Source organism: Bradyrhizobium nitroreducens, assembly GCF_002776695.1.
Taxonomy (GTDB): domain Bacteria; phylum Pseudomonadota; class Alphaproteobacteria; order Rhizobiales; family Xanthobacteraceae; genus Bradyrhizobium; species Bradyrhizobium nitroreducens.
This window is the reverse complement of record NZ_LFJC01000003.1, coordinates 1,684,386-1,701,416: the sequence shown is the minus strand read 5'-3', so window position 1 is coordinate 1,701,416 and position 17,031 is coordinate 1,684,386. Positions and strand designations below refer to the sequence as shown.

The 17,031-nt window shown below is 65.7% G+C and carries 20 protein-coding genes; 16 read left to right on the top strand and 4 right to left on the bottom strand.

All coding sequences use genetic code 11. The annotated features are described in order from the left end of the window. Positions 1-144: 144 nt before the first annotated feature. The 5 genes from TSA1_RS08515 (at position 145) to TSA1_RS08495 (ending at position 4,765) form a co-directional block, all read left to right on the top strand. Positions 145-1,959 (top strand): long-chain-acyl-CoA synthetase, encoded by a 1,815-nt coding sequence (locus TSA1_RS08515; protein ID WP_100175965.1) that lies wholly within the window; start codon positions 145-147, stop codon positions 1,957-1,959. 140 nt (positions 1,960-2,099) lie between these two features. Continuing rightward, the gene (locus TSA1_RS08510; protein ID WP_097657361.1) at positions 2,100-2,345 is read left to right on the top strand and encodes an acyl carrier protein; all 246 of its coding nucleotides are present in this window, start codon (positions 2,100-2,102) and stop codon (positions 2,343-2,345) included. Then, positions 2,332-3,714 carry a class I adenylate-forming enzyme family protein gene (locus TSA1_RS08505; protein ID WP_174718822.1) on the top strand — a complete coding sequence of 461 codons (1,383 nt, stop codon included), beginning with the start codon at positions 2,332-2,334 and terminating at the stop codon, positions 3,712-3,714. Before TSA1_RS08510 ends, TSA1_RS08505 begins: the two co-directional genes overlap by 14 nt. Then, positions 3,707-4,429 carry an SDR family NAD(P)-dependent oxidoreductase gene (locus TSA1_RS08500; RefSeq protein ID WP_100175964.1) on the top strand — a complete coding sequence of 241 codons (723 nt, stop codon included), beginning with the start codon at positions 3,707-3,709 and terminating at the stop codon, positions 4,427-4,429. Before TSA1_RS08505 ends, TSA1_RS08500 begins: the two co-directional genes overlap by 8 nt. Positions 4,430-4,555: 126 nt before the next feature. Then, on the top strand, positions 4,556-4,765 hold the full coding sequence (locus TSA1_RS08495) for a hypothetical protein (RefSeq protein WP_100175963.1): 210 nt from the start codon (positions 4,556-4,558) through the stop codon (positions 4,763-4,765). A 4-nt stretch (positions 4,766-4,769) separates the two neighbouring features. Here the strand turns inward: TSA1_RS08495 and TSA1_RS08490 are convergent, their stop codons facing one another. Beyond that, positions 4,770-5,168, bottom strand: coding sequence for a hypothetical protein (locus TSA1_RS08490; protein WP_100175962.1), 399 nt, complete (start codon positions 5,166-5,168; stop codon positions 4,770-4,772). Between the two features lie 238 nt (positions 5,169-5,406). On the opposite strand from TSA1_RS08490, the gene TSA1_RS08480 reads away from it, so the two are divergent. Then, positions 5,407-6,552, top strand: coding sequence for a DUF3095 domain-containing protein (locus TSA1_RS08480; RefSeq protein ID WP_100175961.1), 1,146 nt, complete (start codon positions 5,407-5,409; stop codon positions 6,550-6,552). Between the two features lie 75 nt (positions 6,553-6,627). On the opposite strand, the gene TSA1_RS08475 is transcribed toward TSA1_RS08480, so the two are convergent. From TSA1_RS08475 to TSA1_RS08465, 3 genes are all read right to left on the bottom strand, one after another. Next, a complete protein-coding gene (locus TSA1_RS08475; protein ID WP_100175960.1) occupies positions 6,628-7,062 on the bottom strand; it encodes a DUF2147 domain-containing protein in 435 nt (144 codons plus the stop codon). Positions 7,063-7,170: 108 nt separating this feature from the next. After that, positions 7,171-8,556, bottom strand: a complete 1,386-nt coding sequence (locus tag TSA1_RS08470; RefSeq protein ID WP_100175959.1) for an MATE family efflux transporter — start codon at positions 8,554-8,556, stop codon at positions 7,171-7,173. Positions 8,557-8,637: 81 nt separating this feature from the next. Next, on the bottom strand, positions 8,638-9,165 hold the full coding sequence (locus TSA1_RS08465; protein WP_100175958.1) for a GNAT family N-acetyltransferase: 528 nt from the start codon (positions 9,163-9,165) through the stop codon (positions 8,638-8,640). Positions 9,166-9,408: 243 nt separating this feature from the next. Here TSA1_RS08465 and TSA1_RS08460 point away from each other — a divergent pair, with 243 nt between their 5' ends. The 10 genes from TSA1_RS08460 to TSA1_RS08415 all read left to right on the top strand — a co-directional run bounded on the left by TSA1_RS08460 (position 9,409) and on the right by TSA1_RS08415 (position 17,025). Continuing rightward, positions 9,409-10,005, top strand: coding sequence for a superoxide dismutase (locus TSA1_RS08460; protein WP_014491764.1), 597 nt, complete (start codon positions 9,409-9,411; stop codon positions 10,003-10,005). A 253-nt stretch (positions 10,006-10,258) separates the two neighbouring features. After that, positions 10,259-10,870 carry a permease gene (locus TSA1_RS08455; RefSeq protein ID WP_100175957.1) on the top strand — a complete coding sequence of 204 codons (612 nt, stop codon included), beginning with the start codon at positions 10,259-10,261 and terminating at the stop codon, positions 10,868-10,870. Further along, positions 10,867-11,367: a hypothetical protein gene (locus tag TSA1_RS08450; protein WP_097657369.1), complete on the top strand. Its 501-nt coding sequence runs from the start codon at positions 10,867-10,869 to the stop codon at positions 11,365-11,367. The genes TSA1_RS08455 and TSA1_RS08450 overlap by 4 nt, the downstream gene beginning before the upstream one ends. Positions 11,368-11,429: 62 nt before the next feature. Beyond that, complete coding sequence (locus TSA1_RS40600; RefSeq protein WP_100175956.1) at positions 11,430-11,660, top strand: hypothetical protein; 231 nt, start codon at positions 11,430-11,432, stop codon at positions 11,658-11,660. Between the two features lie 2 nt (positions 11,661-11,662). Then, positions 11,663-12,418 (top strand): metal ABC transporter ATP-binding protein, encoded by a 756-nt coding sequence (locus TSA1_RS08440; RefSeq protein WP_174718821.1) that lies wholly within the window; start codon positions 11,663-11,665, stop codon positions 12,416-12,418. A 6-nt stretch (positions 12,419-12,424) separates the two neighbouring features. Next, positions 12,425-13,294 (top strand): metal ABC transporter permease, encoded by an 870-nt coding sequence (locus TSA1_RS08435; protein WP_100175954.1) that lies wholly within the window; start codon positions 12,425-12,427, stop codon positions 13,292-13,294. A gap of 2 nt (positions 13,295-13,296) precedes the next feature. Further along, entirely contained in the window at positions 13,297-14,160 is an 864-nt protein-coding gene (locus TSA1_RS08430) for a metal ABC transporter solute-binding protein, Zn/Mn family (protein WP_100175953.1), read from the top strand. 55 nt (positions 14,161-14,215) lie between these two features. Further along, the gene (locus TSA1_RS08425; protein ID WP_100175952.1) at positions 14,216-15,256 is read left to right on the top strand and encodes a CobW family GTP-binding protein; all 1,041 of its coding nucleotides are present in this window, start codon (positions 14,216-14,218) and stop codon (positions 15,254-15,256) included. Next, the gene (locus TSA1_RS08420; protein WP_174718820.1) at positions 15,256-16,278 is read left to right on the top strand and encodes a WD40 repeat domain-containing protein; all 1,023 of its coding nucleotides are present in this window, start codon (positions 15,256-15,258) and stop codon (positions 16,276-16,278) included. Before TSA1_RS08425 ends, TSA1_RS08420 begins: the two co-directional genes overlap by 1 nt. Positions 16,279-16,308: 30 nt before the next feature. Then, on the top strand, positions 16,309-17,025 hold the full coding sequence (locus TSA1_RS08415) for an MgtC/SapB family protein (protein WP_100175950.1): 717 nt from the start codon (positions 16,309-16,311) through the stop codon (positions 17,023-17,025). Positions 17,026-17,031: the final 6 nt, after the last annotated feature.

Below are 17,031 nucleotides of genomic sequence, written 5' to 3'. Positions count from 1 at the left end.
CGTGCAACCGCGCACGCCGATCCCGCCGGCTTGGTAAAGGATCGCTAGAGTTAATCGCGTCCTAACCGCGTTTTACCTTGTCTCTTAACACCTGGGCAAAGCGCACGGGCTAAGCTTGGGAAAATAGCAGACAGCCCCGAAAGCATGGACGGGATGACGACCGGTATCATCGAGCGCCCGAAAGTCGCACGCCCGCCTTCGGCTTCAAAGATCTGGCTGAAGGCCATCGAGCTCACCGCGCGGATCGAGACGCTGCCGGGACGTCTGTTCGCCGACGTGGTCGACGATTGGGCGCAGCGGCAGCCCGACCGCGTCGCGCTGGTCACGGACGACGCAAGTCTCGCCTACGCGGGCCTGTCGAGGCGCATCAATCGCTACGCGCGCTGGGCGCGCTCGGTCGGCGTCGCCAAGGGTGATACCGTCGCCTTGATCATGCCGAACGGCATCGACTATGTCGCGGCGTGGCTCGGCATCAGCCGGGTCGGCGGTGTGGTCGCGCTCCTCAACACCAAGCTGGTCGGGCCGTCGCTCGCGCACTGCATCGACGTCGCCAGGCCCGCTCATATCATCGTGGCGCATGAGCTGACGGAGATGTTGGATGGCGCCGCACCGCACCTGAAGACAGAGGCCAAGGTGTGGACCCACGGCGATGCCCGCGGCGATCGCGCCATCGATGTCGCACTTGCGGTGCTGGACGATGCTCCCCTGTCGCAGGAGGAGCGCGGCGAGGTCACCATCAACGACCGTGCGCTGCTGATCTACACCTCGGGCACGACGGGCCTGCCGAAGGCCGCCAGCATCAGCCACCGACGCATTCTCAATTGGGGTTTTTGGTTCGCCGGACTCACCGGCGCCACGCCGCAGGACCGGCTCTATGATTGCCTGCCGCTGTTTCACTCCGTCGGTGGCATCGTTGCGCCGTGCAGCATGCTCGCCGCCGGCGGCTCGGTGGTGATCGCCGAGAAGTTTTCTGCCTCGCATTTCTGGCCCGACATCGTCCGCCACGACTGCACGCTGTTTCAATATATCGGCGAGCTCTGCCGTTACCTGCTCAAGGCACCGCCGTCGGAATACGAGAACCGCCATCGCTTGCGCCTCGTCTGCGGCAACGGCCTGCGCGGCGACATCTGGGAAGATTTTCAGGATCGTTTCGCCATTCCCCGCATCCTCGAATTCTATGCGGCGACGGAAGGCAATTTCTCGCTGTTCAACGTCGAGGGCCAGCCGGGCGCGATCGGCCGCATCCCGCCGCTGCTCGCGCACCGCTTCCCCGCCAATCTCGTCAGGCTCGACCCCGACAGCGGTTCGCCGCTGCGCAACGACGAGGGCTTCTGCATCGCCTGTGCCCGCGGCGAGGCGGGCGAGGCGATCGGCCGCATCGGCACCGCCGACGAGGGCGGCGGCCGCTTCGAGGGCTACACCGACGCCGGCGAGACCGAGAAGAAGGTCCTGCGCGATGTCTTTGCCAAGGGCGACGCCTGGTTTCGCACCGGCGACCTGATGCGGATCGACGACAAGGGCTTCTTTCATTTCGTCGATCGCATCGGGGATACGTTCCGCTGGAAGGGCGAGAACGTCGCGACCTCGGAGGTGAACGAGATGATGCGCGATTTCACCGGCGTGGTCGACGCCACCACCTACGGCGTCAGCATCCCCGGTGCCGACGGCCGCGCCGGCATGAGTGCGATCGTCGTCAACGAGGGCTTTGACATGACGGCACTGCCTGCGCATCTCGCGCAGCGCCTGCCGGCCTATGCGCGGCCCGTGTTCATCCGCATCTCCGGCGAGATCGATGCGACCGAAACGTTCAAGCAGAAGAAGGGCGATCTGTCGCGGGAAGGATTCGATCCTTCCACCATCTCCGATCCGCTGTTCATGGCAGAGCCGAAATCCGGAGCGTACGTCCCGCTGGATGCCGAGGCTTATGCCGCCATCCTGGATGGCTCGATCAGGCTGTAGCCCCGCCAAAATCGACAGATAGGTCCAATTTTATCTGAATTGTCCAAGAAGGCATTTACTTCTCTCGGGTAAACAAGCCGCCATGGGGAGGCGGCCAGCAAGAGCCGCCGCAACGCCAACGATAACAAAGCGAGCCAGCCATGTCGGTAAGGTCTAAGGTCATTGAGGCGATCCGGCAGATCGCCAAGGAGCAGAAGGTCGCGCTTCCGGAGCTGTCGGACGATCTGTCGCTGCACGAGACGGGTTTCGATTCACTCGCCTTCGCCATTCTCGTCGCGCGCCTCGAGGACGACACCGGCGTCGATCCCTTCACCATTTCCGAGGACGCAGCGTTCCCCGCCACGGTGGGCGATTTCGTGCGGGCCTACGAAAATGTCCCCGCGTGAGATTTTCGCCCTCCGCGACCATCTCGGCGCGGAGCTGAAGGGACGCACGATCTCCGATGCGCATGATGTCGTCTCGCTGACCGACATCCTGTCGCAGACGGTCCTCGGCGGCCGCTTGCGCGAATTGTCGGGTCGCGCCGTGCTGCTCAAATTGTCCGACCAGCTCCGGTCGGGCCTCGCCATGATCGAGCTCGACGGCATCGCGCGTCGCATGCTGCTGTGTCCGCCCGATCTCAACCCGGCGCATCTCGACGCGCTGATCGCGGATGCCGGGATCGATGCCGTCGTCACTGACGAGCCCGATCACTGGGCCGATTCGGGCGTGTCGCTCGTCGTCACCGCGCAATTGCCGCCAACAGTCACCGCGCCGGCCAGGACCGAGCGCGCCACGGAATGGCTGATGCTCACCTCGGGTACCTCGGGCGTGCCGAAAATCGTCGGCCACACGCTGGAAGCGTTGACCGGCGCGATCGTTGCCGAAGGCTCCGCGCGCGGACCTGCGCCGGTCTGGGCGACGTTCTACGACATCCGGCGCTATGGCGGCCTGCAGATCTTCCTTCGCGCCATCCTCTCCGGCGGCTCGATGGTGTTGTCCGATCCGCATGAGGCGCTCGGCGATCACGTCGCGCGGCTGAAGGCGCGCGGCGTCTCGCACATTTCCGGCACGCCGTCGCATTGGCGCAAGCTCCTGATGAGCGGTTCGGCCGCGCAATTCGCCCCGGCCTATGTCCGCCTCTCCGGTGAAATCGCCGACCAGGCTGTGCTCGACGGGCTGAAGGCGGCATTTCCCAATTCTTCCGTCGGTCATGCCTATGCCTCGACCGAAGCCGGCGTCGGCTTCGCCGTGAACGACGGGCTGGAAGGCTTTCCGGCCGACTATCTCGGCAATCGCAATGGCGTCGAGATGAAGGTGGTGGACGGCTCGCTGCGGATCCGTTCGACGCGCACTGCACATGCCTATGTCGGCCGCAGCGCCGCGGCGCTCACCGATGACGACGGGTTCGTCGACAGCGGCGACATCGTCGAACGGCGCGGTGATCGCTATTATTTCGTCGGTCGCCGCGGCGGCATCATCAATATCGGCGGGCTGAAGGTCCATCCTGAGGAGATCGAGGCGGTCATCAACCGCCATCCCGACGTGCGGATGTCGCGGGCGAAGTCGCGGAAGAGCCCCATCACCGGCGGCATCGTGGTCGCGGACGTGATCCTGACCGAGGGCACCGATCCCACGCGCGCGAAGGAGATCCGCGACCAGATCCTGGAGCGATGCCGGGCACAGCTCGCGTCCCACAAGGTGCCGGCGGTGATCCGCTTCGTCGAGGCGCTCGACGTCACCCCGGCCGGAAAATTGGCGCGCACCGATGCATAATGTCCTCGTCACCGGCGGCAGTCGCGGCATCGGCCTCGCGATCGGCAAGCGCCTGGCCGGCGCCGGCTATAACGTGATCGCGGCGGCGCGGCGCGAGAGCGACGAGCTCAAGGCTGCGATCGTGGAGTCGGATGGGCGACTGCATTTCCGCGCCTGCGACCTTGCCGTGATCGACGCCATTCCGGCTTTCGCAAAGCTGGTGCGCGACGAATTCGGCCCGGTCTACGGCCTCGTCAACAATGCCGGTCTCGGCACCGAAGGCCTGCTCGCCACCATGCATAATTCCGAGATCCAGGCGCTGGTGCAGCTCAACGTGCTGTCGCCGATCATCCTCACCAAATATGTGGCGCGGCAGATGATGGCGGACGGCGCGGGCCGCATCATCAACATCTCCTCGATCATTGCGACGACCGGCTATAACGGCCTGTCCGTCTATGGCGCGACCAAGGCGGCTGCCACCGGCTTCACCCGCTCGCTGGCGCGCGAGGTGGGCAAGGTCGGCATCACCGTGAACGCGATTGCACCGGGCTTCATCGACACGGAGCTCACGCACAATCTGTCCGAAGAAGGGCGCAAGCGCATCGCTGGCCGCAGCGCGCTGCGCCGCCTGCCGGAGACGGACGACGTCGCACGCATGGTGGAATATCTGCTCGGCGAAGGCGGCCGCAACGTCACCGGATCCGTGTTCACCGTCGATGCCGGGAATACGGCATAGGCGGAACCCGGCCGTCATGATTGCGTTGATCCGGCACAATGACATTCAGCCGGATTTGGTCGTAAGATGCCCCGCAATCGATTGGGTTACGTCAATCGATCTGCCCTAATCGACAGGGAGCAGTCCATGGCCATGCCAAACATGACCGCTTCACATCAGGGCCCGACGGAGCAATCCCGCGCCAGGCTGGACGACGTCCGCTGCCCGCCGATGACGCACCAGAATTCCGGCAGTCACGGCTATGAAATGTACCCGCAGCAATTCGTGCGCCTGGTCGGCTGCCATGACGCGTCCCTCGATGCCTTGCGCAAGCGCCAGGACGAGAAGCTGCATTAGCTGCTCACGTCCCGTGCTTCGGGGAATCCTTCGGCAGGTCGATCCGTTCGTGGGAAAATTCCGGCGGCCCTTCGGTGAGGCGGCGGATGCGTCGCTCACGTTCGTCGGCCGGCAGGGCCGGATCGAGCAGCGTCTCGATCTCGTGGATGGCGATCTCCTCGCTCCTGGTGGCCTCCGAGGCGACCGGGTGTTCCGACGGGAGCACCGGGGGCGCGATCTTCAGGCCCAGCTCGATCAGCTTGCAGATGGCATCCGAACGGGTCAGGCGATGGGCTTCAGCCCAGGCATCGACGGCTTCCGTCAATCTTTCGGGCATCTTCACCGCGCTGATCGGGTCGATGCCCGTGCGCCGGCGGACCGGAGAGGTGGAGTCCTTGCTGCCGAAGTCGGACACCTCGATCATCCCATGAAACCCGTGGAGCTGGACGACGATAGCCGCACTCGCCGGCCGGTCGTTTGATGCCGATCAATGACCTGCTGCGGCATCGCAGCGCGGCCCCATCTTGTTGCCGCCGCATCTTGTTGCGGCATCTTGTTGTCTTGGCCTGTTTCGGCCAATGATCGGAAGGGGCCGCCGACCGGCGAACCCGGATCGATCCTGCCACGTATTTGTTGCGCATTCCAACCATCCGGCATCCCCGATGACCTCAGGCGAATCCTTCTATGACGGCATTCCCGTCTTTCGCGGCTTCACCAGCCTGATGGACCCCGCGCTTTACGCGCCGCTCCCGGATGACTGGAGCATCGGCGTTGCCGATATCGTCGATTCCACCAAGGCGATCGCGGCGCAGCGCTACAAGGCGGTCAACATGGCCGGCGCCGCCGTGATCGCGGCAGTGACGAACGCGTTGGAGGGACGCGAATTCCCCTTCGTGTTCGGCGGCGACGGCGCAAGTTTTGCCGTCGCGCCGTCCGACCTGACTGCCGCGCGCGAGGCGCTGGCCGCGACCGCCACCTGGGTGCGGGAAGACCTCGATCTGACCATGCGCGTTGCACTGGTGCCGGTGAGCGCCATTCGCGCGCAGGGCCTCGATGTGCGTGTCGCGCGCTTCGGTCCGTCGGCCAATTTGTCCTATGCGATGTTCTCCGGCGGCGGGCTCGCCTTCGCCGACGCTGCGATGAAGCGTGGCGAGTTTGCCGTGCCGGAAGCCCCGGCGGGCACGCAGCCCGATCTCTCGGGCCTGTCCTGCCGCTTCGAGGTGATGCCGGCCTCGCGTGGGCTGATCCTTTCGGTGCTGGTGATGCCGGCACGGGACGCCGATCCGCATCTGTTTCGCAAGGTGATCGAGGACATCATCCACCTCGTCGAGCGCAGCCCGGATGGTGCGCGCCCGGTGCCGCCGCAGGGGCCGCCGCTGAAATGGCCGCCGCAGGGGCTGGACTACGAGGCCCGGACCAGGCGCGGCGGCCCGCTGATCGCGCGCCGCGCCACCGTGCTGGCCTACACGCTGTTCGTCTATCTGGTCATGCGCTTCGACCTCAAGGTCGGCGGCTTCGTGCCCAACCTCTACAGGCGTCAGGTCGTCGAGAATTCCGACTTCAGGAAATATGACGACGGTCTGCGCATGATCCTCGACTGTACGCCGGAGCTCGAACGCGCGCTGTGCGATCGCCTGGCGGCGGCCGCACGCGAAGGCGTCGTGCGCTACGGCCTCCATCCGCAGGACGCCGCCATGATGACCTGCTTCACGCCGTCGGCGTTGCGCAGCGATCACGTGCACTTCATCGATGGCGCACGAGGCGGCTACGCCTCGGCGGCGACGGCGCTGAAGGCGATGATGGCGTGAAGTATTCTTGTGTCCCGGACGCGCTGCAATGCGTAGCGGTGCTGCACAGAGCCGGGGCACGAGAGTTCGTCGACCTCACCGTCCCGCGCGCGTCCAGGTCTCGCCGCCGCAGAGCGCGCCGACGCAGCCTTCGACCCGCAGCGAATCCGCGCCGGTGACGCTGATGCTGCTGGCATAGGTGCTGCCGTCGTCGGCGTTGTAGATCTGGCCGGACCATTTGTTCGGCCCCGCGGGCTCCATGCCGCTGAACAGCGGCAGGCCGATCATGGACCGCTTGGCGAGCGCAGGATTGGGATTCTTGCTGTCGGTAGCAGGCTGGCCGGTCGCCGTGTCGTAGGGCTCGCGCAGCCAGACGATGTGGCCGCAGATGCCGCCGCCGCATTTGGTGATCTTGACGCGCGCATCGCCCGCCTGGGTCAGCCACGTCCCGTCGACGTTCTGCGCATGAGCGGCAGACGTCCCAAGCAGCGCGGCGAGGAGGAGGATGAGAGCGGCGAATCTGGAAGTCATGGAAAGGGCCCCGAAAATGGAGCGCCTCCATAGCAGCCCGGCGAGATAGTGCAACGCCGGCCGGAATCACATTCCTGCGTTTATCGATGTGCGTTTACATACCTGCGCTCATTTGCCCCAGCGCGCGAAGGCGACCGAGGCCGCAGTCGACAGGCCGAACACGACCATGGCACCGCCGACCAGCGCGAACAGCGTCCAGGCCGGCGCTTGCGCCGTCATCAGACCGATCCCGCCGATCGCGACGATCAGAAGCCGCGCGGTGGAGGCCAGCACGGGACCGCCGACACGCGCCGCGCCTTGCGAGGAGAAATACAGCGACACGCCCATGCCGAAGAACGCGAAGGCCGGACCGGCCCAGTGGAAATAGCTGTGTGCGGCGGCGGTGACGCCGGGATCCCCAGTGAACAGCGACACCCACAGCGCCGGATCGAGTGCGATGACGAGCCCGATCAGGCCGACGGTCAGCGCGGAGGCCGCCGCCGCAGTCCAGGCCACACGCCGCGCGCGTTTCACCTGTCCCGCGCCCATCGCCATGCCGACCATCGGCACCGAGGCGATGCCGAAGGCGAAGGTGATCGGGATCAGCAGGAATTCGAGCCGCGAGCCGATGCCGTAGCCGGCCAGCATTTCGGTGCCGAAGGTCGCGAGTATTCTTGTGAAGATCAAGATCGTGAGCACGGTTTGGAGCGGCGACAGGCAGGCGACCGCGCCCACTTTCAGAATGTCCAGGAACATCGCGCGCTCGAAATGGAAGGCGCGGAAATCGAGCTGCAGCCGGCTGCGGCCGGACGATAGATACCAGAGGAAGAAGATCGCCGCGCAACTGAACGCGATCAGCTGGCCGGCCGCGACACCCGGCATGCCGAATTGCTTGACGCCGAACAGGCCGAGCCCAAGCGTGCCGCCGAGCGCAATCTGCAGCACGCTCGCGCCAATCAGCGTCATCGAGGGCAGGCGCATGTCGCCGGTGCCGCGGATCACCGAGGCCAGCGTGTTGACGAGCCAGATCGCGACCGCGCCGGAGAACAGCACCTGTGAATAGCCGCTGGCTTCCTCGAGCACGCGCTCGCGGCCGCCAAGCAGCGTGAAGAACGTGCGGCCGAAGACGAGCATCATCACCGTGAAGAACAGCCCGCCGCAGAGGCCGATGATGGCGGCATGCAGCGCCAGCGTCGCGGCGCGGTCGCGATTCCCCGCGCCGAGCGCGCGGCTGATCGCGGACGACACGCCGCCGCCCATCGCACCCGCGCTCATCATCTGCGTCAGCATCGCGAACGGAAACACCAGCGCGATCGCGGCCAGCGGGATGGTGCCGAGCCGGCCGATATAGGAGGTCTCGGCGATCGCGACCAGCGTGCTGCCGACCATCGCGATCATGTTGGGGATCGCGAGCCGGAGCAGCGTCGGCAGGATCGGCGCGGTCAGCAGGCTCGCAATGGGGGAGGCGACCGGTGCGCGCGGCGGGACGGCGTCTAGGGAAGCGTCGATCGTCATCTGTCACCGGGCGGAATATTGGATGATGATCGACATATTAACGGGCGCGCGATGTCGGCGCCACCCCTCGCCATGCAGGTCTCACCAGGGCAGGCCGCAGAGGTCGATGGTGCCCAGGGTCGGCGCGCGGACGATGTGGAAGACATAGGGCGCCATATAGCCGAACCGGATCCGCCCCTCCGGCTGCTCGCAATAGACCTCGCCGTTGAAGGGCAGCCAGCTCCGCGCCGCGTAAAAGGCGGCGTTGTGCGGCTCGCAGAACAGCAAGGCGAAGCGGGCCGCCTCGTTGGCGCGGATCGTATGCACCGCTGCGTCGATTGCCATGGTTGCATAGCCTCGGCCGCGCTGGTCTTCCCGCGTGCAGACGCCGCCGATGCCCCCGATATGCGTCTTCTGCCCGTTCCACGTGATCGTGCGGAAATAGATGCCGACATGGCAGATGAGGCCGTCCTCGGGCGTCTCGATCAGCACGCGAAGATCGGCATTGGCCCATTTGACGTGGGACCAGGGCTTGTCCGCGGCCTGTTGCGGTCCCCAGACCGCCTGATGCAGCGGCTCTGCGATCGGCCACGAGGCGTCGCCGTTCAGGATGTCGATTTCGATACTCATGGCTCGGTCCTTCGGAGCTCCACTTGTCGATGCATTCGTTCTGTCATAAGCGCTTCAAAGGCAATGATATTTTGCGTCGACCGACCTGGCCTGCAGCGAATGTTCGTACTGCGCCGATTTTGTGCAATCCGGCCCAGTGGTCGCATCACGCGTTTTCGCAAATTCTGAGGTATTTAACGGCCGGGGAACCTTCTATAAGAGTCCCCGTTAAGCCAGTTCCCCATCAGTCGCGGACAAGAACCCATGACCTTTACGCTGCCCCCACTCCCTTACGCCTATGACGCCCTCGGCCAGTTCATGTCGAAGGAGACGCTGGAATTCCACCACGACAAGCATCATCAGGCCTATGTCACCAACGGCAACAACGCGCTCAAAGGGACCGAATGGGAAGGCAAGTCCCTTGAGGAGATCGTCAAGGGCTCGTTCGGCAAGAACCCCGCCGTGTTCAACAACGCCGGCCAGCACTACAACCACATCCACTTCTGGAGCTGGATGAAGCCCAATGGCGGCGGCACCAAGCTGCCGGGCAAGCTCGAGAAGAAGATCAACGAGGACCTCGGCGGCTTCGAGAAGTTCAAGACCGACTTCCAGGCGGCCGGCGTCGGCCAGTTCGGCTCCGGCTGGTGCTGGCTCCAGGTCAAGAACGGCAAGCTCGAGATCTCCAAGACCCCGAACGGCGAGAATCCGCTGGTGCACGGCGCCACCCCGATCCTCGGCTGCGACGTCTGGGAGCATTCCTACTACATCGACTACCGCAACCGCCGCCCCGACTATCTCAAGGCGTTCGTCGAGAACCTCGTGAACTGGGAATACGTCGAGTCCCTGTTCGACAAGGCGTAAGCGTCATTCCGGGCGCGCGTAGCGCGAGCCCGGAATCCATTCATCCACTCGGGCTGACGCCCGATGGATTCCGGGCTCGGCGCTGACGCGCCGCCCCGGAATGACAACAAGGGCGGTCGCTCACGCGGCCGCCTTTTTGCTGTGCGGAATTGCCCTGCGCGGCGTGCGCACAGGTCTGTCATCACGCCGTTTGCATCGGGGGGACACCGCCCTTAATCAGGAAGGGCATCACCCTCGAGCCGCTCCACGCCAATTGTCAGAACCCTCCCCGAACAACCCGGCGCCCGCCGAGGACGCGGAATCCGAGCCGCGGCCGGGACGCGTGCGCAAGCCGATCGGCTGGTCCACGATCATCATCGCGGTTCTGGTCGCGGTGAGTGCGGCGTTGGTCTGGCGGCGTGACGGCACCGAGGGCGTTCTCGACATTCTGACCCATGATCTCTCGCTGTTCTCGGGCATCCTGCCGCGCGTGCTTGCCGGCTGCCTGCTCGGCGCCTTGATCTCGGAAATCCTGCCGCATGAGAAGGTCTCGCGCTCGCTCGGGCCGAAATCCGGCCTGATGGGCCTTCTGATCGGCACCGCCTTCGGCGCGATCCTGCCTGGCGGTCCCTTCACCGCCTATCCGGTGGCGAGCGCGCTGCTCGCGGTCGGCGCCGATTTCGGCGCCACCATCGCCATGGTCGTGAGCTGGACGCTGATCGGCTACGGCCGGGCGGTGGCTTGGGAAATCCCGATCATGGGCACCGACTTCACGTTGTGGCGGATCCTCATCTCGCTGCCGCTGCCGGTGCTCGCCGGCGCCCTCGGCCGCTTCGTCTATGTCCGGCTTTATCCGAAGCCCGCCGCTGAGGACGACGAGACTTGAGCGCGGCGCTTCTCATCGACATCCTGCTGTGGGGCTCGGTGCTCGGCGTCGGCCTGATCGCCTTCCGGCGTGGTCCAACGGTGTTCAAGGCCTCGCTGCGCGAGGGCGCGATGGACTTCATCAACATCGTGCCGCGGATCGCGCTCGGGGTGATCGGCTCCGGCTACATCGCCGCCATCATCCCGCAGGAGGTGATCACCGGCTGGCTCGGACCGGACAGCGGCTGGCTCGGGGTTGCCAGCGCCGTGGTCGCGGGCGCAGCCACGCCCGGCGGCCCCGTGATCGGCTTCTCCATTGGGACGGTGGCGCTGAAATCGGGCGGCGGGGTGCCCCAGGTGGTGGCCTATGTCGTGGCCTGGGCCCTGTTTGCCTTCCAACGGGTGATCCTGTGGGAAATCCCGTTCATGCCGGCCCGTTTCGTCTGGTTCCGCTGTGCCGTCTCGGTGCCGTTTCCCTTCGTGGCCGCGGCGATTGCCATGGTGATCGGGAAGCCGTGAGCCGCCCCTGAATGACAAGCCCGGCCGTGGACAGACGTAATGTTATATTATAACATCTGCCAATGGTTCCCGCTGCCTCCCACGCCCACCAACACGACCATGCCCATGGCCACTCTCATGGCCATTCCCACGGGCACGACCACAGCCACGCCCACGTCCATGATGCGGCCTCGCCGCACCCCGCCCAGGCGGCGCCCTGGTCGATTCTGCGCATGACCGTGGCGGGCCGCCTCGCAGCCGCCCTTGCCGTCTGTGCCGTGCTCTGGGGCGTGGTCTTCCTGGCGATGAGGTGATGATGGCGGCCGTGCACTTCCATAACGTCACGCTCGGCTATGACCGGCATCCGGCCGTGCACCATCTCAACGGCGAGGTTGCGCGAGGCGCGCTGGTTGCCGTGATCGGCCCGAACGGCGCCGGCAAGTCGACCCTGCTGCGCGGCATCGTCGGCATCCTCCGGCCGCTCGACGGCAGCATCCATCTCGGCGGGCTCGATGCCAGGGATATCGCCTATCTGCCGCAGAGCGCGGAGATCGACCGCAGTTTCCCGATCTCGGTTTTCGATTTCGTCAGCACCGGCTTGTGGCGCGTCGCCGGCCTGTTCGGGGGTATCGGCAAGGCGGCCCGCGAAAAGATCCTCCGCGCGATCGCGTCCGTCGGTCTCAACGGCTTCGAGAACCGCCCGATCGGTACGCTCTCGGGCGGCCAGATGCAGCGCGTGCTGTTCGCACGCGTGTTGCTCCAGGACGCTGCGCTCATCGTGCTCGATGAGCCCTTCAACGCCATCGATGCGAAGACCACCGCCGACCTGCTCGCGCTGGTCAAGCAATGGCACGGCGAGGGCCGCACCGTGCTCGCCGCGCTGCACGACATGGAGATGGTGCGTAACCATTTCAACGAGACGCTGGTGCTGGCGCGCGGCCCGGTGGCGTGGGGGCCGACGGCGGAGGTGCTGACGCCCGAAAACCTGCTGGTCGCGATGCGGATGTGCGAGGCCTTCGACGACACCGCCGCGGCCTGCGCGGCCGATGACATCAACTCGCGCGCCGCGTGACCACAGATGGCCTATGACGCGCTGATCGGCCCGTTCACCGAATTCGAGTTCATGCGGCGCGCGCTCGCCGCCGTGATCGCGCTGTCGCTCGCGGGCGCGCCGATCGGCGTGTTTCTGATGCTGCGGCGGATGAGCCTCGTCGGCGACGCCATGGCGCATGCGATCCTGCCGGGCGCTGCGGTCGGCTTCCTGCTCTCAGGCCTCAATCTGTTCGCGATGACGGCCGGCGGTCTCATCGCCGGCTTTGCGGTCGCGATCCTCGCCGGCGTGGTGGCGCGCTCGACCGGCCTGAAGGAGGACGCTTCGCTCGCCACCTTCTACCTGGCCTCGCTGGCGCTCGGCGTCACCATCGTCTCGATCAAGGGCACCAATATCGATCTGCTGCACGTGCTGTTCGGCAACATCCTCGCGATGGACGACCAGACGCTGCTGGTGGTCGCCTTCAACGCCACCGTGACGCTGCTGGTGCTCGCGGTGATCTATCGCCCGCTGGTGATCGAGAGCGTCGATCCCCTGTTTCTGCGCACGGTCAGCCGCGCCGGAGGACCCGCGCATCTCGCCTTCCTCGCGCTTGTCGTGATCAACCTCGTCAACGGCTTTCAGGCCCTCGGCACGCTGCTCGCGGTCGGGCTGATGATCCTGCCGGCGGGCATCGCCCGGTTCTGGTCGCGCGATCTCACTACGATGATCTGCATCGCGGTGGTCGCCGCCGCGGTCTCGGGCTATGCCGGCCTCGTGCTGTCGTTCCAGACCCGCGTGCCCTCGGGCCCCGCAATCATTCTGGTAGCGACGGTGCTCTACATCGTCTCGGTCCTGTTCGGGCGTGTCGGCGGCATTGTCAGGCAAATGTTTCCCGGCCGGCATCTGGAAGCGTGACGATGCGGCGGCTCCTGCTTTGCGTGCTCCTGCTGATCGCCTCGCCACTGCACGCGGCCGAGCGGCTCAATGTGGTCGCGAGCTTCTCGATCCTCGGCGATTTCGTCCGCAATGTCGGCGGCGACCGGGTCAACGTCACGACGCTGGTCGGCCCCGACAGCGACGTGCATGTCTACACGCCGGCGCCTGGCGATGCGAAGCGGGTCGCGGAGGCGAAGCTCGTCATCGTCAACGGGCTTGGGCTGGAGGGCTGGATGCCGCGCCTCGTGCAGTCTGCCGGCAGCAAGGCAATCGTCGTCACCGCCAGCGCCGGCATCGCGCCGCTCAAGCTTGGCTCGGTCGCCGATCCGCACGCCTGGCAGTCCATCCCCAACGCCAAAATCTATGTGGCTGATATCGCCAAGGCGCTCGCTGCCGCCAATCCGGATGACGCGGCGTTCTTCGGTGCCCAGGCCCAGGCCTATCTGGAAAAGCTCGAAACGCTCGACCGCGAGGTCCGCGAGGCCGTGGCCAGGATTCCGCCGGACCGGCGGAAGGTGATCTCGACACACGACGCCTTCGGCTATTTTTCCGCCGAGTACGGTATCCGGTTCATCGCCCCCCTGGGCGTCTCCACCGAAACCGAGCCGAGCGCACGCGACATTGCGGCCATCATCGGCCAGATCAAGGCCCAGAAAATCCCGGCCGTATTCCTGGAGAATATCAGCGACGACCGGCTGATCCGGCGGATCGCAGCAGAGACCGGCTCAAAAGTCGGCGGGACCCTGATTTCGGACGGTTTGACCGGCGAAAAGGGGCTTGCACCCACTTACATTGATATGGTCAGGCACAATATAAAGGCCCTGACCAGCGCGCTTGACCATTAGGGCAGGGGGCCACCCCGCCTCGCGTCGCGCGGAAAAGCCCGAAGCCGGAGTTGTTATGTCTGAGACCTCCCAGAAAATTCCCGTGACCGTCCTGACCGGCTATCTCGGCGCCGGCAAGACCACGCTCTTGAACCGCATCCTGTCGGAAAACCACGGCAAGAAATACGCCGTCATCGTCAACGAGTTCGGCGAGATCGGCATCGACAACGACCTCATCATCGGCGCCGATGAGGAAGTGTTCGAGATGAACAACGGCTGCATCTGCTGCACGGTGCGCGGCGACCTCGTGCGCATCATGGACGGGTTGATGAAGCGCAAGGGCAAGTTCGACGCCATCATCGTCGAGACCACCGGCCTTGCCGATCCCGCGCCGGTCGCCCAGACCTTCTTCGTCGACGAGGACGTGCAGAAGAACGCGCGGTTAGACGCGGTGGTTACGGTTGCCGACGCCAAATGGCTGTCCGACCGGCTCAAGGATGCGCCCGAGGCCAAGAACCAGATCGCCTTCGCCGACGTCATCGTGCTGAACAAGACCGATCTCGTGAGCAAGGGCGAGCTCGCCGAGGTCGAGGCCCGCATTCGCGCCATCAACCCCTATGCGAAACTCCATCGCACCGAGCGCTGCTCGGTGGCGCTGGCCGACGTGCTCGATCGCGGCGCGTTCGACCTCGACCGCATCCTCGACATCGAGCCGGATTTCCTGGAGGCCGACGATCATGACCACGACCATGATCATCACCACCACGGCCACGATCATCACCATGATCACGGCCACGGCCTGAAGCACTATCACGACGAGGACATGCAGTCGCTGTCGCTCAAGACCGACAAGCCGCTCGATCCCAACGTGTTCATGCCCTGGCTGCAGAATCTGGTGCAGGTCGAGGGCGGCAAGATCCTGCGCTCCAAGGGTATCCTCGCCTTCCACGACGACGACGACCGCTACGTCTTCCAGGGCGTCCACATGATGCTGGAGGGCAACCACCAGCGGAAGTGGAAGGAGGGCGAGAAGCGCGAGAGCCGCCTCGTCTTCATCGGCCGCGAATTGCCCGAGGAGGCGATCCGCAAGGGTTTCGAGAGCTGCATCGTCTCGTGATGAAAGAGTTTACGCCCGCCCCCGATTCCGCCTCGATCGTCTCCGTCACCGACCGCGTCAAGCCTGTTGCGCTCGGCATGGGCGTGACCGCGGTGCACTTCCTGGGCGACCGCGCCGCTTTCGTCGGCGGCGAGGAGAACGTCGCCTTCGTCGATGCCAAGGGTGAGATCACCAATGTCGCCGTTCACAGCGGCGGCATTCTCTCCACGGCCTCCGACGGCAAACGCATCCTGATGGGCGGCGACGACGGCAAGGTCGTCTCGCTCGATGCCAAGGGCGAGGTGACGCTGCTCGCCACCGATCCCAAGCGGCGCTGGATCGACGCGGTGGCGCTGCAGGCCGACGGCGGCGCGTTCGCCTGGTCCGCCGGCAAGACCGCGACGGTCAAGAGTGGCAAGGCCGAGGAGAAGTCGCTCGAGGTGCCCTCGACCGTCGGCGGGCTTGCTTTCGCGCCGAAGGGCCTGCGGCTTGCGATCGCGCATTACAATGGCGCGACGCTGTGGTTTCCGAACATGGAAGGGTCAGCCGAGTTCCTGCCCTGGGCCGGCTCGCATCACGCCGTCACCTTCAGCCCCGACAACAAATTCCTGGTCACCGCGATGCACGAGCCGGCGCTGCACGGCTGGCGGCTCGCCGACAACAGGCACATGCGCATGACCGGCTATCCCGGCCGCGTCCGTTCGATGTCCTGGAGCGCGGGCGGCAAGGGCTTGGCGACCTCGGGCGCCGACACCGTCATCATCTGGCCGTTCGGCAGCAAGGACGGTCCGATGGGCAAGGAGCCCGCGATGCTCGCGCCGCTGCAGGCGCGCGTGGCGGTCGTCGCCTGCCATCCGAAGAACGACATCCTCGCCGCCGGCTACAGCGACGGCACCGTGCTGATGGTGCGGCTGGAGGATGGTGCGGAGATCCTGGTCCGCCGCAACGGCACGCCCCCCGTCGCCGCGATCGGCTGGAATGCGAAGGGGACGCTGCTGGCTTTTGCCGACGAAAATGGCGACGGCGGCCTGCTCGAGCTTTGATCTGTCATGGTTCCGGCCGTATAGGGGACCATGCGATTTCTAACGACCTTCCAGTTCGCCGACTTCGCCGACACGCTGGTCAGCCTGATCACGGCTTTCGTGCTGGGCACGCTGATCGGCGCAGAGCGGCAGTACCGCCAGCGCACCGCGGGCCTGCGCACCAATGTGCTGGTTGCGGTCGGTGCTGCCGCCTTCGTGGATCTCGCCATGCATCTGACCGGTGCCGACGGCGCCGTGCGTGTGATCTCCTACGTCGTCTCCGGCATCGGCTTCTTAGGGGCCGGCGTCATCATGAAGCAGGGCATGGACGTGCGCGGGCTCAACACCGCGGCGACACTGTGGGCCTCGGCCGCGGTCGGCTCCTGCGCCGGCGCCGACATGGTCGCGCAGGCGGTCGCGCTGACCGTCTTCGTCATCGCCGGCAACACCATGCTGCGCCCGCTGGTCAACGCCATCAACCGCATCCCGCTGAACGAGAAGGCGCTGGAGGCGACCTACTACTTCAAGCTGGCGGTGGCCACCGACGCTCTGCCCGATATGCGCGACCGCCTCGTCGACAAGCTCGAAGCGGCGAACTATCCGGTGGCGGATATCGAGGCGGTCGAGATCGGCGAGGATATCATGGAGATCGTCGCCAAGCTGGTCGCGACGGCGGTCGATCCGAACGAGCTGAACGCGGTCGCGACGGATCTGCAGCATCTGCCGGGCGTGCGCCACGCCACCTGGGAAGCCAGCACCACGGAGTAAGCGCGT

What these genes read in the sequence shown, in the direction of transcription:
- TSA1_RS08515 (WP_100175965.1), top strand. Translation starts at nt 145, where the DNA reads ATGGACGGGATGACGACCGGTATCATCGAGCGCCCGAAAGTCGCACGC.
- TSA1_RS08510 (WP_097657361.1), top strand. Translation starts at nt 2,100, where the DNA reads ATGTCGGTAAGGTCTAAGGTCATTGAGGCGATCCGGCAGATCGCCAAG.
- TSA1_RS08505 (WP_174718822.1), top strand. Translation starts at nt 2,332, where the DNA reads ATGTCCCCGCGTGAGATTTTCGCCCTCCGCGACCATCTCGGCGCGGAG.
- TSA1_RS08500 (WP_100175964.1), top strand. Translation starts at nt 3,707, where the DNA reads ATGCATAATGTCCTCGTCACCGGCGGCAGTCGCGGCATCGGCCTCGCG.
- TSA1_RS08495 (WP_100175963.1), top strand. Translation starts at nt 4,556, where the DNA reads ATGGCCATGCCAAACATGACCGCTTCACATCAGGGCCCGACGGAGCAA.
- TSA1_RS08490 (WP_100175962.1), bottom strand. Translation starts at nt 5,168, where the DNA reads ATGATCGAGGTGTCCGACTTCGGCAGCAAGGACTCCACCTCTCCGGTC.
- TSA1_RS08480 (WP_100175961.1), top strand. Translation starts at nt 5,407, where the DNA reads ATGACCTCAGGCGAATCCTTCTATGACGGCATTCCCGTCTTTCGCGGC.
- TSA1_RS08475 (WP_100175960.1), bottom strand. Translation starts at nt 7,062, where the DNA reads ATGACTTCCAGATTCGCCGCTCTCATCCTCCTCCTCGCCGCGCTGCTT.
- TSA1_RS08470 (WP_100175959.1), bottom strand. Translation starts at nt 8,556, where the DNA reads ATGACGATCGACGCTTCCCTAGACGCCGTCCCGCCGCGCGCACCGGTC.
- TSA1_RS08465 (WP_100175958.1), bottom strand. Translation starts at nt 9,165, where the DNA reads ATGAGTATCGAAATCGACATCCTGAACGGCGACGCCTCGTGGCCGATC.
- TSA1_RS08460 (WP_014491764.1), top strand. Translation starts at nt 9,409, where the DNA reads ATGACCTTTACGCTGCCCCCACTCCCTTACGCCTATGACGCCCTCGGC.
- TSA1_RS40600 (WP_100175956.1), top strand. Translation starts at nt 11,430, where the DNA reads ATGGTTCCCGCTGCCTCCCACGCCCACCAACACGACCATGCCCATGGC.
- TSA1_RS08440 (WP_174718821.1), top strand. Translation starts at nt 11,663, where the DNA reads ATGGCGGCCGTGCACTTCCATAACGTCACGCTCGGCTATGACCGGCAT.
- TSA1_RS08435 (WP_100175954.1), top strand. Translation starts at nt 12,425, where the DNA reads ATGGCCTATGACGCGCTGATCGGCCCGTTCACCGAATTCGAGTTCATG.
- TSA1_RS08430 (WP_100175953.1), top strand. Translation starts at nt 13,297, where the DNA reads ATGCGGCGGCTCCTGCTTTGCGTGCTCCTGCTGATCGCCTCGCCACTG.
- TSA1_RS08425 (WP_100175952.1), top strand. Translation starts at nt 14,216, where the DNA reads ATGTCTGAGACCTCCCAGAAAATTCCCGTGACCGTCCTGACCGGCTAT.
- TSA1_RS08420 (WP_174718820.1), top strand. Translation starts at nt 15,256, where the DNA reads ATGAAAGAGTTTACGCCCGCCCCCGATTCCGCCTCGATCGTCTCCGTC.
- TSA1_RS08415 (WP_100175950.1), top strand. Translation starts at nt 16,309, where the DNA reads ATGCGATTTCTAACGACCTTCCAGTTCGCCGACTTCGCCGACACGCTG.